The 15026-nt window shown below is 61.6% G+C and carries 15 protein-coding genes; 7 read left to right on the forward strand and 8 right to left on the reverse strand.

Features of this window, described 5'->3' with window-relative positions; translation table 11 throughout:
- The 7 genes from AC0L3N_RS08390 to AC0L3N_RS08420 form a co-directional block, all read left to right on the forward strand.
- A partial coding sequence (locus tag AC0L3N_RS08390; protein ID WP_473546993.1) for a calcium-binding protein occupies positions 1-1547 on the forward strand: 1547 nt, incomplete at its 5' end.
- 60 nt (positions 1548-1607) lie between these two features.
- A complete protein-coding gene (locus AC0L3N_RS08395; protein WP_473546995.1) occupies positions 1608-1979 on the forward strand; it encodes a hypothetical protein in 372 nt (123 codons plus the stop codon).
- A 35-nt stretch (positions 1980-2014) separates the two neighbouring features.
- Complete coding sequence (locus AC0L3N_RS08400; protein WP_473546997.1) at positions 2015-2770, forward strand: lytic transglycosylase domain-containing protein; 756 nt, start codon at positions 2015-2017, stop codon at positions 2768-2770.
- An 86-nt stretch (positions 2771-2856) separates the two neighbouring features.
- Positions 2857-4056, forward strand: coding sequence for an ABC transporter substrate-binding protein (locus tag AC0L3N_RS08405; RefSeq protein ID WP_473547271.1), 1200 nt, complete (start codon positions 2857-2859; stop codon positions 4054-4056).
- Positions 4057-4089: 33 nt separating this feature from the next.
- Positions 4090-4794 carry a thermonuclease family protein gene (locus tag AC0L3N_RS08410; RefSeq protein WP_473546999.1) on the forward strand — a complete coding sequence of 235 codons (705 nt, stop codon included), beginning with the start codon at positions 4090-4092 and terminating at the stop codon, positions 4792-4794.
- A 359-nt stretch (positions 4795-5153) separates the two neighbouring features.
- Complete coding sequence (locus AC0L3N_RS08415; RefSeq protein ID WP_473547001.1) at positions 5154-5900, forward strand: GGDEF domain-containing protein; 747 nt, start codon at positions 5154-5156, stop codon at positions 5898-5900.
- A gap of 501 nt (positions 5901-6401) precedes the next feature.
- Positions 6402-6632: a hypothetical protein gene (locus AC0L3N_RS08420; RefSeq protein WP_473547003.1), complete on the forward strand. Its 231-nt coding sequence runs from the start codon at positions 6402-6404 to the stop codon at positions 6630-6632.
- 48 nt (positions 6633-6680) lie between these two features.
- Here the strand turns inward: AC0L3N_RS08420 and AC0L3N_RS08425 are convergent, their stop codons facing one another.
- The 8 genes from AC0L3N_RS08425 to AC0L3N_RS08460 all read right to left on the reverse strand — a co-directional run bounded on the left by AC0L3N_RS08425 (position 6681) and on the right by AC0L3N_RS08460 (position 14945).
- Positions 6681-7739, reverse strand: a complete 1059-nt coding sequence (locus tag AC0L3N_RS08425; protein WP_473547005.1) for an ABC transporter ATP-binding protein — start codon at positions 7737-7739, stop codon at positions 6681-6683.
- 45 nt (positions 7740-7784) lie between these two features.
- The gene (locus AC0L3N_RS08430; protein WP_128239002.1) at positions 7785-8606 is read right to left on the reverse strand and encodes a carbohydrate ABC transporter permease; all 822 of its coding nucleotides are present in this window, start codon (positions 8604-8606) and stop codon (positions 7785-7787) included.
- Positions 8607-9599, reverse strand: a complete 993-nt coding sequence (locus AC0L3N_RS08435) for a carbohydrate ABC transporter permease (RefSeq protein ID WP_473547007.1) — start codon at positions 9597-9599, stop codon at positions 8607-8609.
- Entirely contained in the window at positions 9599-10936 is a 1338-nt protein-coding gene (locus AC0L3N_RS08440) for an ABC transporter substrate-binding protein (protein WP_095494341.1), read from the reverse strand. Before AC0L3N_RS08440 ends, AC0L3N_RS08435 begins: the two co-directional genes overlap by 1 nt.
- Positions 10937-10998: 62 nt before the next feature.
- On the reverse strand, positions 10999-11658 hold the full coding sequence (locus AC0L3N_RS08445; protein ID WP_473547010.1) for a GntR family transcriptional regulator: 660 nt from the start codon (positions 11656-11658) through the stop codon (positions 10999-11001).
- A 23-nt stretch (positions 11659-11681) separates the two neighbouring features.
- On the reverse strand, positions 11682-12566 hold the full coding sequence (locus tag AC0L3N_RS08450) for a dihydrodipicolinate synthase family protein (RefSeq protein ID WP_473547012.1): 885 nt from the start codon (positions 12564-12566) through the stop codon (positions 11682-11684).
- 151 nt (positions 12567-12717) lie between these two features.
- Entirely contained in the window at positions 12718-14004 is a 1287-nt protein-coding gene (locus AC0L3N_RS08455; RefSeq protein WP_473547014.1) for a D-tagatose-bisphosphate aldolase, class II, non-catalytic subunit, read from the reverse strand.
- Positions 14001-14945, reverse strand: coding sequence for a sugar kinase (locus AC0L3N_RS08460; RefSeq protein WP_473547016.1), 945 nt, complete (start codon positions 14943-14945; stop codon positions 14001-14003). Before AC0L3N_RS08460 ends, AC0L3N_RS08455 begins: the two co-directional genes overlap by 4 nt.
- Positions 14946-15026 lie beyond the last annotated feature (81 nt).

The raw sequence follows: 15026 nt of genomic DNA on the forward strand, positions 1-15026 counted from the left end.
CCGACACCTTCGTCTACACCATCATGGACGGCGACGGCGACCTGTCGACGACGACGCTGACCATCACCCTGTCGGACGTCAACAATGCGCCGGTTGCCGCAAACACCCAGAACTGGATGTCGAGCGATCCGGCACAGCAGACTTTGAGCCCGCCGAGCTATCCCGACGGATATCCCTTGCTGGTGACTATCCCGACCGATGCGGATGGCGATAACCTCATCGTCACTGCGACGGGGACGATCCCCACAGGCACGTTCTATTTCGATGGCGCCACCTACGTCGCCCTGACGGCCGGCACTGTGCTCTACGATCCGGCCGGCGGCATCAACCTGCTGGACGACCTGGTCTACAGGCCGACCGCAACGGTAACCGACACCGTCAACGTCAATCTTTCGCTGGACGTCTTCGACGGCACCGCCCACGTCACTCAGACTGTCGGCATCCACGAAGTCCCGCCGACCAGTCTGCCCAGCGATACCGCACAGGTGGGTAATGGTAACAGCCCACTGACGTCCGGAAACGACCAGACCCAGAACCTGAGCCTGTCCCAAGCCACGGTAAGCGCCATAGCGGCCGATCCTCATGGCTCGACAGTAGTGGTCTACACCGACTTCCAGGAGTCGCCCTTCGTAACTCCGATCCCGCTGGGGGAGCGCAATCCAGGCGTCTTCGGAGACGGCAGTGCGGGATCGCATCGCGAGCAGGAAGTTCAAGTCGAGATCAGGATTGGAGCGAACCGATTTGCAGTTGTTGAAGACGATTTGACCGCCGGAACATTCGAGCAGAGTTGGACCTACGACCCGGCCACCGGCCTGATGAAGGCGACCGTCGACTACGACCATATCTTCCTTCTCGACGGCGCCGGGGTCGCAACGACGACAACGCTCGCGGACTATCTGATCGCAAATCCACCGGCCGCCGGCGACACATGGACAGTTTCCTATTTCGACAATGATGGCGGCAACTACCAGGCCCGCGCAGTCAGATTCGAATTCTTCTCCCATGATCCTGGCGATCCTGGAATAACGGTGAATGGCGATGCCACCTTGGCCGATCAGATCTATGGCACATCCGGTATCGACCACCTCAATGGCAATGGTGGCAATGACGTCATCATAGGCAGGGGAGGCAATGATTTCCTCAGCGGCGGTGGTGGCAGCGATCTTATCAGCGGTGACGACGGCAACGATCTCCTCGTTGGAGGTTTCGGCCAAGACATGATGACTGGAGGAAACGGCGCTGATACGTTCAAACTCGACCAGCTGGACATCAAGGATCTCATCTCCGACTACAGCGGCGCCGGCGGCCAGGGCGACGTGATCGACCTGACGTCGTTGTTCGACACAGCCCCGGGGGGAGCCAATATCGGCGAGTTCGTGAACTACGACGCGGGGACCGGCACGCTAAGCGTCGATGCCGACGGTACGGCCAACGGCACCAATTTCGTGGACGTGGCCACGCTGACCAACGTGCCGGTGTCCAGCACGATCACGCTGCTTTATGACGACGGAATAACCCAGCATACGACCACGGCCAATGCGGTTTAGGGGAATAGTGCACGGGCCAGGTGCTATGCTATACATTCGAATGATAGAGGGGAAATCATCATGAAAAAGTCTGCAAGACTTCTGGCTGCCGGTGCAACGCTGTTCCTGGCTGTTGGATCGACGGCGTATGCCGCCGACATCATCGAAGCTCCGTCGGTCGATTATTGTCGCGTCGTGGGTACGTCCAACCTGGTGCAGACCGACAACATCGTCGATCTCAAGAACCAGGTAGTGCAACTGATGGACGAGTCTGTCGCCGTCGCCAACAGCTCGGAATGGATCCATTCGTCTCGGCCTGTCTTCGTCTGGGCCTCCGAGGCCAAGGTCGCCTGCGGCAAGGCTTACGGCTATTTGAAGACAAATTATCGCGACGAAGACTATCTGAATAAATGCGAGTGTTTCCACGACCGCATGGTCGAGTACATGAACTGACCAAAAAGGCGCGACGCGCCGGCTGGCTGACAATGATGGCCGCCCGAACACTGCTGCGGGCGATCGCCGGAACGATCGCCTTGGTCGGTTTTGACCTGCTTGCCATGCATGCCGGCGCGGGTGCGTCGGAACAATCCACTAGAGTACAAAATGCTTTGCCCGAGCGGTTGCGGCCGACGCGCTGCGATGCCATCCAGGAATGGACGAGAAAAACGCTGAAGGCATTTGCGACCTGCCAGTCGTCGATCGACGGCCTGGAGCCGCGGCTGGCACACGCCGTGATGGAGATCGAAAGCGGGTTCGATCCCGAGGCGCGCGGTGCCGACGGAGAAGTCGGGTTGATGCAGGTCATGCCCGCGACAGCACGAATGCTTGGCTTTCGAGGCCCGCTCGAAGACCTGAGTGCGCCGAAGACCAACATCGCGCTGGGCGTCAAATATCTCGCGCAGGCGAACAGGCTCGCCGACGGCGACCTGTGCACCACCGTCATGAAGTACCGCGCCGGGCACAACGAAAGCCGTTTCTCGGCACTTTCGGTCCGCTACTGCCAGCGCGCGCGCTCGATCCTGGCAAGGGAAGGGTTCGAGGTTGACGGGCCATTGCCGGTGGCAACATTCGGCTTTTCCACATTTTCAGCAGGAGGAGAAGACAGCGCCCCTGCCGCAGGAAAACGCGTGTGCGTGCGGCGGGTGTTCGTGCCTGGGCCGCGATACATGAAATGCGCCGACTATCGAAATGCAAGGCAAGCCAGACAGATCAGGACGCTCAGAGCCCGGCTTTTTTCAGGCTAAAGAACCACAAGACGGCGCAACTCAGCCGAGACATGACTGGAAGATCAGACCGGGAAGTGACCCGGCGGCAAATAGGGTGGAAAATGATGGAAGCTGGCCGACAGGTCCTCTGCCTCCGGACGAGGGCAATCGCCTTTGCGCTCGCCGTGACATTGTCAGGTTGCCAGTCGAAGGGCAGCGTTTCCGAAGCGCTCGATCCGGCTGCAATCGCCGCACCCGCAGTGCAGAATGACGCCGCAGTTGCGGGCCGAGCCCAGGCGGCGCAATCGATCGGCAGTGGTTCGGCGAAGATCACGATGCTGCTGCCCTTGTCCGCCCCTGGAGCCACGGGGGAAACCGGCAGGAAGATGCTCGATGCCGCAAAACTCGCAATGGCGGATCTTGGCAATGGATTGCTCACACTGACGGTCGAGGACACGCAGGGCGACAGTGCACACGCCAGCCAATTGTCGATAAAGGCGATCACGACGGGGGCGAAAGTCGTCATCGGTCCGACCGAACTACCGGCGGCACAGCATATTGCCAAATTGTCGGGACCGAAGCGGCCGCCAGTGTTGGCACTTGCCAACAATTTCCCAGGCGGTCCAGGCGTTTATGCCGTGCGCCTCAGCGAGGCAGACAGCGCGGCGGCGGGCGCCGCAGCCATCGCGGCGAAAGGCAGCAAGAAGTTCGTATTGCTTGTCGCAGCTGGCTCGAACGGCAGTGCCGTTGAAAAGCGGGTCGCGAACAGCCTAAGCATCTATGGCGCAACGCTGGCGGTCACTATCCCGTACTCGGCAGGCGACGGCGGCACCAAAGCGGTCACCGACATGAGCTCACTCGTGGATGCTCCGGACGCCGTCATTGTCGCCAGCGGAGACGACAGCCCGCTGCAAATCCTTGCCGCCCTGAAATCGAAGGGTATCCCGGGAAGAACAATCGCTGTGGTGGGAACAAACCGCTGGCTGGAACGCCCCATCGAACCGCTGTTTGAAGGGGCCCATATCGCCACGCTCGATCCGCGCGAAACCGGACCAATCGCCGACCGCTTCAAGACTACCTATAACTATCAGCCCGACGTCAATGTCGCCTACGCCTATGATATGGTGGCGCTGACTGCTGGGATCGCCAGCGCGGTTGGACCCGATGGCTTCAGCAAACAGGTACTCGAAAATCCGAGCGGGTTTCGCGGATCTACAGGTCTATTCCGGTTTCGCGCCGACGGATCCAGCCAGCGATCGATGCCGTTCTATCGAGTTGAAAAGGGTGCGCTCAAATTGGTTGCCAGATCGACGTCGGGTTTTTGACCCGGCGCGAACCCTTAGGACCTTTTCGACCTGATGGGCAGGCCGAGCCGCATCCGCTTGGCTGTCGCGCTCGCAAGCCTGGAGCTTCTGGCCGGGCTCCTCCTGATCATTCAGGGCGGGGTTTTGCTTTCGGTCGACCGACCTTTTCTTGCGCCGTCTCATGATATTCGCGGCAAGCAGCCAACCCGACCGGGCGCAACCGTTCTCGACGCTCAACGGCGAGAGCCGGCACGCAAGATTGCTCAGGACCTCATCGCTCCGCCACAACTTGATTCCTCGGAAATCGAACGGATCGAGCCCCGTCCGCCACTCAGCGAACTCGGTCTCGCCGTGCCCCCGAAAACGCCGATGCCGCAAGACTGGCGGGAGGTCCTGCTCTACACTCCGATTGCGAGTTCGTCCGCGATCTTCGAATCGATGGGACGGACGGTGGTCATCAGCGGGGTCCAGAGCATTGCCACTGACAAGACCTGTTCCTTTGATGACGTCGTCTGGCCTTGCGGCAAACGCGCGCGCGCAACGTTCAACTCCTGGTTGCGCGGACGCGCGCTGAAATGTTTCGTGCCACCGGAAATTGATCGTTTCGCTATCGCCGCGCCATGCAGCCTCGGCAGGCAGGATGTCGGCGCCTGGCTGGTTTCCAATGGCTGGGCCCTGTCATTGCCGAGCGGTATCTACGGCATGGCGGAGGTGACAGCCATGGATACGGAGATGGGTATATACGGCCCGCCACGATAGTCAGCTCGCCGTTTGAGCGCTCCGGGAACCGTACTTGCCGAAGCATGATCCCGAAAGTGGAATCCGGTTTTCGGAAAAGATCATGCTCAAACAAAAAGATAGAGCCCATCCCGATTTTATCGGGGCAGGCTCTAGCGCAGCATGCTGATACAGGCGGTTGCCTGCGCTGCTGGTTGTTCAGGCTGCGCCGACACTTAGTTTGTTAACTGTTGTCTTCCATCTTTCTCGCGGGCAACTCCAGCTTCATCTGTGGGTCAGCCAGAGCTCGTTCAGTCCGATCGATCAAATTGTATTGGCTTTTGAGACCGAATTTGTAACTTGCCGGCCTTATGCCAGCCTATCTGACAGGAGATCGGTTAGTGACAAAATCGATGGCGAACAGCTCTGCCCAGGCGTGGAAGAGTATCGCATGGCTGACGCTTCTTGGGACCGCCGGGAGTTTGGGCTTTTCGCTGGCCCTCAACTATCTGCTCCTGTTCGCCGATGGACTCACGCCATTCGGACGCGGCGTTGTCACGGCAACGCTCGTCCCCCTCGCCATTGGGCTACCGCTCTTCCTGTTGATCGGCTGGGGTCGGGTTGAGATCCGCCGCTATCGGCAAGAGCTGAACAAGTCAGCGACCTACGACGGCCTGACGGGCTGCTTGAACGGAACGGTTTTTACGTCGATCATCGAACGGAGAGTAAAGAAGCCATCTGAGCACGGCTCTCGCTCGGGCGCCTTCCTGGTCATCCATCCCGAACACCTTCGATCCATCAACCTGCGATTTGGTATTGAATGGGGCGACGAGGCCCTGCGGCTCATAGCCTCGACCATAAAGTCATCAGTGCGCGAGGAGGATCTGATCGGCCGCATAGGAACATCCATCTTTGGGGTATTTCTACCTGGTGCCACCGAAGAAGACGCCAAGGAGGTCGGTGAGCGTATCCGGGCGCGCGTTGCGAAAGTCTATTTCGCGCCAAAAGGGGCGGAGGATGTCCTGAGCATAGGCGTCGGAGGGGTAGTCTTCGAGAATGAACTCGCGTTCGACGACATGTTCCGGTCCGCCGAGCAGCTGCTATCCAGAAATGGAACCGACTTCGAACTGTCTCGTCTGCCCAGTTGATCACGAAGGGCTAGGACGCCAATCGGAATTTTTGGTCTATGGATCTCCTCTAAGCAGATATCTGCACCTGCTTTGGACCGCGGCCGATTGGAAGGTTGGGTCATCCGCTGGGATGATGGAAGGCTGACCGATCTGCCCAGACCGTGCTGCCGTCCTGGCCAATCGGCTTCCCCGCATGCAGGGCGGCAACTTGCTCCGCCTGCGGTGTGAATCGCCTGCAGGACAGGCCAAGGCGGACGACAATGAGGATACACCCGATCGCCCCAGGCGGAGCCATCCGCGAGAGTCGCCTCCACCAGCTTTTACACCCTTCGTTGGCAGCCGACAGACCGCCGGAATAAACAACTTTAAACCGAAGGTTGCATGTCGCAGCCGCTACCCGACATGGTACTTGCGCCATCCCTAAAATAATGGGATGTTGGTTCGGGGTATTGAGTATCGAGTATTGGGTTGGGGGAGCCTCTCGGCTGTTGTCAGTTCCGGGACGCTTTGAAAAAACAGATGAACGTTCTGCAGGTCCTGGTGGGGATACTCACTACGTCGTGCCTTGTGTCGATCTCGATTTATTGGGCAACGGGTTCAATCGGCTGGGCGATCATTAGCCCGATAGTTTTGCAGGTCGGGTATTTTGTCTACATGCTCTGGACGGTCTACGGCACAGAAGCCGCAGAAGCTGATCCAGGACCTGAGAGCGTTGGCCCGCTCGACCGCAAAGATGGTATCTGGCTCTAGACTAGTGAACCTCAGCCGTCAGCGAACCCGCCGCGCAGGCCACGCCGATCACACACGCCGGCCGGTTTTCGCGTCGAACAGGTGGGCGCATGCGCGATCGATCTCGATCCGCACCTGCGCGCCCTGCCTGAGCGGCAGCCGCTCGCGGAACAGGCAGGAAATTTCCTCGCCGGCGCAGTCGACCCTGGCGAAGATTTCCGAACCCGTGGCTTCCAGAAGCGTGACCGTGCCTTCCATGCCCTGGGCGGTTGCGCGGATATGTTCGGGGCGGATGCCGTAGACAAGTTCGCGTCCTGCAGCGTCGGTCGGGCGGGCGCCTTCCGGCAGCGGCAGGATCAGCCCGCCGGCGCTGCGGAACACGCCTTCCTCGATGCGGCCGGCAATAAAATTCATGGCGGGTGAGCCGATAAAGCCGGCAACGAAGAGATTGGCCGGCTGGTCGTAGAGGTCGAGCGGCGCGCCGATCTGCTCGACCAGGCCGTCATGCAGCACGACGATCTTGTCGGCCATCGTCATCGCTTCGATCTGGTCATGCGTGACGTAGATGGTTGTTGTGCCCAGCCGCTGGTGCAGCGCCTTGATCTCGCCGCGCATCTGGACGCGCAGCTTGGCGTCGAGATTGGAAAGCGGCTCGTCGAACAGGAAGACCTGCGGGTCGCGCACGATGGCGCGGCCCATGGCAACGCGCTGGCGCTGGCCGCCGGAGAGCTGACGCGGATAGCGCTCAAGCAGCTTTTCAAGGCCGAGGATGCTGGCGGCATTCCTGACGCGGCCAGCGGTATCGGCAGGATCGGCTTTCTTGATCTTGAGCGCAAAGCCCATATTGTCGGCCACCGTCATATGCGGATAGAGCGCATAGTTCTGGAACACCATGGCGATGTTCCGGTCCCGCGCCCGCAGATTGTTGACCATGCGTTCGCCAATGGCGATCTTCCCGCCGGAGATCGTTTCAAGTCCGGCGATCATGCGCAGCAGCGTCGACTTTCCGCATCCCGACGGGCCGACCAGGATGACGAACTCGCCGTCGGCGATGTCGACGCTGACGTCGTGAATGATCTTGGTGGCTCCGAAAGCCTTCTGCACGTTGTTGATGGTTACCGATGCCATTGGATTTCTCCGGGGAAAAGAGTGATGTCGAGCTAGAATGCGGCTTCAGCCGCCCTTGACCGCGCCGGCGGTCAGCCCGGCGACGATCTGTTTTTGCGCGAACATGGTCAGGACCAGCACGGGCAGCGTCACCACCAGTGCGGCGGCGGCGAGCGGCCCCCAGCTCACCTGCTCATAGGAAAGCATGTTGTAGACGGCGACCGGCAATGTGCGCGTCTCGCGGCTGGCGAGCACCACGCCGAAGACGAAATTGTTCCACGAAAAGATGACGGACAGGATGAAGGCGACAACGATGCCCGGCTTGGCGATGGGCAGCGCGACTAGCCGGAAAACCTGCCAGGAGCTGGCGCCGTCGATGTTGGCCGCCTCTTCCAGTTCCATCGGCGTGGTCTCGAAATAGCCGATCATCACCCAGACCACGATCGGCACCGTCACCACCAGATGGATGATGATCTGCGGCCAGAGCGTTCCGAGGATGCCGATCCATTGGAACAGCAGAAACAGCGGGATGAGATAGGATAGCCCCGGCGTCATGCGGGCGATCATGATGACGATCGCCGATCTTTCAGCCTTGAGCCGCGCTATGCCATAGCCGGCCGGTACGCCGATCAGCAGCGCCAGCAGTGTCGCCGTGCCCGTCACCAGAACCGAATTCCAGAGATAGAGCAGGAAATTGTTCTCCTCGAACACCTTTACATAGTTCGACCAGGCGAAACGTTCGGGGATCAGGATCGGCGGATAGGCGCCGTTGTCGATCTCGAATTTCAGCGACAGCGAGATCATCCAGAGGAAGAACAGGATCGCCGGCGAGACGATGACCAGAGCCGCGAAAAACAGGCCGATCTGATTGAGCAGACGCGAGCTCATCTATTTGCCCTCCGCATCGTTCCACTGCGAGCGCTGGCGCAGCATCAGGAGGATGAAGGACAGCGCTACGATGACGATGAAGAACACCACGGCCATGGCCGAGCCATAGCCGATGTCGTAGTAGGAGAAGGCGGTGTTGTAGAGATAGATGTTGATGGTTTCGGACGCCGTGCCCGGCCCGCCCTGGGTCATCGCATAGATGATGTCGAAGCTCTTCAGCGCATCGATGGTGCGAATGATCAACGCAATCATCAGGAACGGCGCGATCATCGGCAGGGTGAGGTAGCGGAATTGCTGCCAGGCATTGGCACCGTCGATCTCGGCGCTCTCGAACGGCTCGCGCGGTACCGAGGCCAGCCCGCCCAGGACGATCAGCATCACCAGCGGCGTCCACTGCCAGGTCTCGACCGCGACCAGCGAAGGGATGACCGTGTTGGCGTTGAATATCCATTCCTGCGCCGGGATGCCGACCAGCGATAGAAGGTAGTTCAGCACGCCGAGCTGGGGATGGAACATCATGGTCCAGACCAGCGCCACGGCAACTGGCGTTGCCATCATCGGCATGACGAAGACGCCGCGCAGCAGGCCGCGCAGCGGAAACCTGGCGTCGAAGACCAGGGCAGCGACAGTGCCCAAGAACATCGGCGCTGCCACCGAGAGAGAGGTGTAGGTCAACGTATGAACAAGGGATTCCCAGAATCGCGGGTCGCTGGCCAGACGGAGATAGTTTTCCATCCCGGCAAAGCTCCGCGACTGGCCGAGCGTCCAGCGGTTGACACTCATCCAGAGCGTGAAAGCCCAGGGAAAGACGATCACGGCGCCAACGACGACGAGCGCCGGAACGACGAAGGGCCAGTAGTTGGGAGCCAGTCGGACCGACTGGCTCCCTTCGATGGCTACCTCGGTGCGGTCAGCCGCCGCCTCGGTGCGACCTGTCGTCACCTCGGTGCGACCTGTCGTCACCCCGGTGCGTTCAGGGGCGATGGTCGACATCAGCCCTGCTCGCTCCTGTCGAGAACCGGCTGGAACTGCGCGGTGGCCTTCTTCAGTTCTTCGGCAGGATCGGCACCGGCAATCATGTTGGTCAACGCCACGCCGTAGATGTCGCGGAACTCGGTGACCGGGATGATCACCGGCAGCGCCAGCCTGCTGATATTGCCGGACTGAACCACGGCATCAAGCCAGCTTGCCGGCATGGTGACGCCTTCGCGCACCTTTGGGTCTTCCAGCACCGACTTGCGGAACGGCACGCCGGCGCCGGCCTGGAGCAGGCGTGCGCCCATCGCCGGGGAAACCGCCCACTGACAGAAGAGATAGGCAGCTTCCTTCTTTTCGCTGGAGGCGGTCACGCCGAGGCCGTCGCCAAACGTGCCGGAGGCATGCGCCTTGGGACCCTTTGGCATGACGCCATAGCCGACCTTGCCGACCACGCGCGACTTTTCGGGATTCTCCATCGGCGGGGCAAAACCCACGCCATCGAACCACATGCCGATCTTGCCTTGCAGGAAGGCGGACTGCGCTTCAGCCCAATTGAAGCCGGTGACACCCGGAGGGGCGGACTTGGTCATCAGCCTCTGGTAGAGGGCAGCGGCCTCGATCGCCTCGGGCGTTTCGGTGCGCAGCTTTCCCTTGTCGTCGAGCGGCGTCATGTCGTAGCCGAGCATCAGCGACGTCCACACCGGCGTGTTGGCATTCTTGAGGCCGCGGGCGACGAAACCGAAAGTGTTGGTTGACGGATCGGTCAGCGCTTCGGCGGCCGCCACCAACTGGTCGAACGATTCAGGGTATTTGAGGCCCTTGGCTTCGAACAGCTCCTTGTTCCAGTAGACGATCCAGTAGTCCACCGAGAAGGGCAGCGAACGCAGCACGCCCTGGTTGTCTTTGGCGAAAAGCATGCCGGCCTCGGCGAAATCGCTTTCGACCAGGCCGGGATCGGTCAGCGTCGGATCGGCGAGATAGCCGGCGATGTCGGCCAGCCAGCCACCCTTTTCGAACTGGCGCTTCTGCACGTGGTAGCTCAGATGCACGACATCGAAGCTCGGCTTGCCGGAGCTCAGTTCGATCACCGTCTTCTGCCGCTGCTGTTGTTCTGGCGTCGCCTCGGCATTGACCTTGATGCCGGTCAGCTCCTCGAATTCGGCGATATATTTCAGGATGGTGTCGCTGCGCGGGCTTTTCACCAGATTGACGTCGAGCGTCGTGCCGGCAAAGCGCTTCCAGTCGACGCTGGCGGAAAAACTCGGGCGAAGGCCCGCCAGGCCCGCGGCGGCGAGCGCCGTGGTTCCTGCAAGGACTTGCCTTCTTGTTGGCTTGAACGGATTGGACGACATTTCTTCCTCCCTGGGTTGCTGTCGTTGTGGATAGTGTCGCGGCAGCCGCGAACCATACGTCCTCAGATCTGGAGCGCCAACCGGCGCGCGTTGTCGATATGCCGGCTGATCGCCTCGACTGCCTTTTGCGGGTCGCGGCTCTCGAGCGCTTCGATCACCGTCAGGTGCTCCTGCATCACCGGCACGACGCGCCCATCGATACGGAAACGCTCCTGGTGGATTAGCCTGATCTTTACCGAATTGACCAGATACGCCTTGGCGATGATCTCGTTGCCCAGCGCATCGATGAAGGTGTCGTGCATGGCCCAATCGATGTTCTGGGCCCTGGCTTCCATTTCCGGCGTCGGCGCCTGCGACAACGCTTGAGCCAGCATGTCCTCATGCTCGTGCCGCAGGCGGGCGAGCTCTGCGTCGGAGGCGTTGACGGTGAATAGCGCCACCGCTTCGCGCTCCATGAACAGGCGAAACTGAAAGGCCTCGCGGATCAGGTTGATGTCGATATGGGCGATCTGCATGCCGCGCTGCGGGATGGTCGTCAAAAGCCCCTCGGCCACGAGACGCGGCACGATCTCGCGGATGGCGCCAAGCGGCAGCCCGGTAAAGGCAACCAGTTCACGCTGCGACACGAACTGTCCCGGCCTGAGATCGCGGGCCAGCAAGTGCCGCGTGAAACTGGCATAAGCTCTTTCCCTGAGGGTTCCCGGTTCGCTGCTGTCGTCCATTTCAGCGCGCTTCCCTTTGCCGGTCAGGCCGGCTCTGTCGCAAACAGCCTGTCATAGGCGGCAGCAAGCTGTTGCCGCCCCTGCGAAGCGATCGGCTCCAGCGGCGGACGGACAGCCAGCCAGCGCTCGTCGCCGGTCTTGCGCGCCACCATGACCTTCACCGCCGGGGTGACCGGATATTTGAGCAATTCGAGCACGAAGCTCTCGACACGGGCATCGTCGCGCCCATCCTCGGCCATGGCACGGATTTCACTGGTGACGAAATTGGCCATGCCGGAAATGGCGCCCTGCCCGCCCTGGCGCACACTTCTGGCCAGGTGCCGCTCGTCGCCGATCAGGATCACCAGGTCGCCATGGGCTCTTAGCAGCGCCTCGCTGTAAATCCAGTCGCCACCCGAATCCTTGACGCCTGCGACCACGCCGGGGAAGGCCGCACGCAGCCGACCGATCAGGGCAAGCGGGAGCGGCACCATGGTGACAGAAGGGATGTTGTAGAGGAGGACGCCGCGGGCCAGTGGCCCGAGCGCAGTGAAGACGGCGGAAAACCATCCGAACAACCCGTCCTCGCTGACATTCTTGAAGTAGCTCGGTGGAGCCAGCAGGATGTTGCGGACGCCGCACTGCAAGGCATGCCGCGCCTGTTCGGCAGCGTCTTCGGCCGCATCGACCAGCACGCTGGCGACGAGCTGATGTGCCGGAATGCCGGCGGCCAGCATGGCCTCGGTAACAATCCGCCGCTCTCCCGTGCCCACCGAGGCGCCTTCCCCGGTGGTGCCGAAGAGCGTTGCGCTGCTGCAGCCGGCGCCAAGGCAAGCCCGGGCCTGCGTGATCATGGGAGAGATGGCGATTTGCCCGGAAGCCTCGAAAGGCGTGGTGAGGGCGACCGAAAGACCAAAGCGCGAGGCCACTGCTATTCTCTCCAGACATCAATGTGCACGCAGCACTAGCACACTAACATGTTAGTTGTAAATTGGGGCGACGCCCTTTTCGAAACAACGTCGACATCGGACGTATGTGAGGCGGATTTGGGCGGATGCGGACTTTCCGGCAGCGCGATCCCTACTGTCCCGTCGCGTCCGCGTAGATATCGAGGACACGGGTGATGCTGCCGATCAGAAGGTCGTGCGCGAGGGGCTTGACCCGGCCTGCCGCAACCTCGGCGTCGAGCTGCCCCAGATACTGGCTGATCAGAGGCCGGGGGATATCCTTTTCGCTCAGCACGTCCAGCAGCGCCTGCATTGCGCGCTGCGCCTCCGGCGTCGGCCAGTAATAGCGGATGCGGTCGCTGAACGAGAAATGCCGCTGCACGCGCTGCTCTTCCGGAGTGCCCGGATAGTATTTCTGCCAATTGTCCGGCGACGCCAGCATGATGCGTTCCATCGCGGCAGGCAGGCTTTCGCGCGAAGGGTCCGGCGCGAGCATATCGGCGATATGGCTGAGCCCATACAGCGCTTCGCGAAGCGCGAAGGTCAGCCAGGGGCCGACCTTGAGGATGGCAAAACCGTCGCGAACGAGAGCGTTAAGCGCTTCGGCCGGCTGGTAGTCGGTCGAATGCGCTTCAAAAACGACTTTTGGCATGCGGTCGAGCACAGCCACCAGTTCGGTCGCCTTGGCCGGCGCATAGGGCATGATCTCGATGTTGCCGAACTCGACGCCGGGCTGAACGACGACGCCGAGCGTACGGCCAAAAGCGGCCTCGAGGCCGGCGCGGGAAAACGCTCGGGCGTGTACCTCTACCGTTCGCAAGGCATCGTCCGGCGCGGTCACATGCAAGTGGTCGAGCGCCTCCAGTGCACCGCCCGGCACCGGCACTTCGGTGCCGATGACGTAGACGGGTTTCTCGCTGCCGGCGCGCTCGACCGCCGTTTCGGCGATTGCAGCAAGTTCGGCCGCGCGTGCGGCGATGATCTCATCGGCAAGCACGGCTGGATCATCGGCGCAGGCCATGCTCGTATCCAGATGCATCTTGGTGAAGCCGGCGCTCGCATAGGCGTCGATCATCGCCCCCGCCTTCTTCATCGCGGTAGCTGCTGCCATGTGCTTCCAGGGATTGGGTCCGAGATGATCGCCGCCAAGGATCAGGCGATCGACTGGGAAACCCGCTTTCAGCGCATGTGCCTCGACGAAGCTGCGGAAGCCGGCGGGCGTCATCCCGGTGTAGCCGCCCTCGTGGTTGACCTGGTTGCAGGTGGCCTCGATCAGCACATCCGCGTGCCGCGCGGCGCCGTGGCGCAGGGCAGCCTCGATGATCAGTGGATGCGCCGAGCAGACCGAGGCGATGCCGCTTCTCTCGCCTGCGGCGCGCCTGGCCGCAATGTTCGCAAACCTTCGCGTCGCGTCACTCACTGCGTGTTCCCCGTGGCGATGAATGCCTCGACAGCTTCAAGCGGGAAAATGCCTTCCATCGGCCCCTTGCGGGTGACGGCAAGCGCACCGCAGGCATTGGCGATCCGCAGGGCTTCGGCAGGAGCCGCCCCGCGAAGCCAGAACGAGACGAAGGCAGCACCGAAACAATCGCCCGCGCCGGTCGGATCGACCTCGTCGACGGCAAAGCCGGACGAGGCGACCGCACCGTGATGATCATGGTAAACGGCTCCGGCGGCGCCTTTCTTTAAGACGATGCAGGACAGGCCACGGGCCAGCAATTCGTCGACTGCGCCCTTCTCGTCCTTCGCCGATGAAAACAGAAAGAGCTCCTCGCCGCTCGGCAGGAAGATGTCGGCTCGCGCCAGCACATGATCGAGCGCCGCGCGCATGCCGGACGCCTGCATGATCTCGCGGCGGATGTTCGGATCGAAGGACACGGTTCCACCTTTGGCCTTGACAGTCTCGATCGCCGATAGCGTCACCGCGATGGCGCGGTCGGAAAACAGCGACGAACCCATGACATGGACGTGGTCGGCGCTAGCGAGCAAGTTTGTTGCCGCCCCGTCGGTCTCGATCAGGCCGGAGGCGCTGTTGCGGATGTTGAAGACGAAATGCCGGCTGGCGTCGGCCCGGTAGGTGACGAAGGCCGTGCCCGTTGCATGGCCCTTGTGTACCGCGATCGCCGACACGTCGGCGCCCAGTGCCCGCAGCCGCTCTATGTTCAGCCTACCGAAATCGTCGTCGCCCACGGCGCCGATGAGACCGGCCGGCTGGCCGAGCGCCGCCGCCTGGCCGATGAAGATGGCAGGCGCTCCGGACGGGTAGGGTCCAAGCAGCGGACCAGGCTCGAGAAAGCTTTGGCCGATCCGCTCGGCCATGATCTCGACCAGAATCTCGCCGGCACTGACCAGCTTCCTCATCTCGCGGAATCCCTCCCGGCGTTTCGCCCCGGCGTCGCTTCTGATGAATCGCGCGAGCACTTCCGGGTGACATGAATTTCG

The organism is Mesorhizobium sp. WSM4807, assembly GCF_055811615.1.

Excerpts from the sequence above, each read along its gene's own strand:
- AC0L3N_RS08410 (WP_473546999.1), top strand. The coding sequence starts at position 4,090 with ATGGGCAGGCCGAGCCGCATCCGCTTGGCTGTCGCGCTCGCAAGCCTG.
- AC0L3N_RS08395 (WP_473546995.1), top strand. The coding sequence starts at position 1,608 with ATGAAAAAGTCTGCAAGACTTCTGGCTGCCGGTGCAACGCTGTTCCTG.
- AC0L3N_RS08400 (WP_473546997.1), top strand. The coding sequence starts at position 2,015 with ATGGCCGCCCGAACACTGCTGCGGGCGATCGCCGGAACGATCGCCTTG.
- AC0L3N_RS08445 (WP_473547010.1), bottom strand. The coding sequence starts at position 11,658 with ATGGACGACAGCAGCGAACCGGGAACCCTCAGGGAAAGAGCTTATGCC.
- AC0L3N_RS08405 (WP_473547271.1), top strand. The coding sequence starts at position 2,857 with ATGGAAGCTGGCCGACAGGTCCTCTGCCTCCGGACGAGGGCAATCGCC.
- AC0L3N_RS08430 (WP_128239002.1), bottom strand. The coding sequence starts at position 8,606 with ATGAGCTCGCGTCTGCTCAATCAGATCGGCCTGTTTTTCGCGGCTCTG.
- AC0L3N_RS08420 (WP_473547003.1), top strand. The coding sequence starts at position 6,402 with ATGAACGTTCTGCAGGTCCTGGTGGGGATACTCACTACGTCGTGCCTT.
- AC0L3N_RS08460 (WP_473547016.1), bottom strand. The coding sequence starts at position 14,945 with ATGAGGAAGCTGGTCAGTGCCGGCGAGATTCTGGTCGAGATCATGGCC.
- AC0L3N_RS08440 (WP_095494341.1), bottom strand. The coding sequence starts at position 10,936 with ATGTCGTCCAATCCGTTCAAGCCAACAAGAAGGCAAGTCCTTGCAGGA.
- AC0L3N_RS08425 (WP_473547005.1), bottom strand. The coding sequence starts at position 7,739 with ATGGCATCGGTAACCATCAACAACGTGCAGAAGGCTTTCGGAGCCACC.
- AC0L3N_RS08435 (WP_473547007.1), bottom strand. The coding sequence starts at position 9,599 with ATGTCGACCATCGCCCCTGAACGCACCGGGGTGACGACAGGTCGCACC.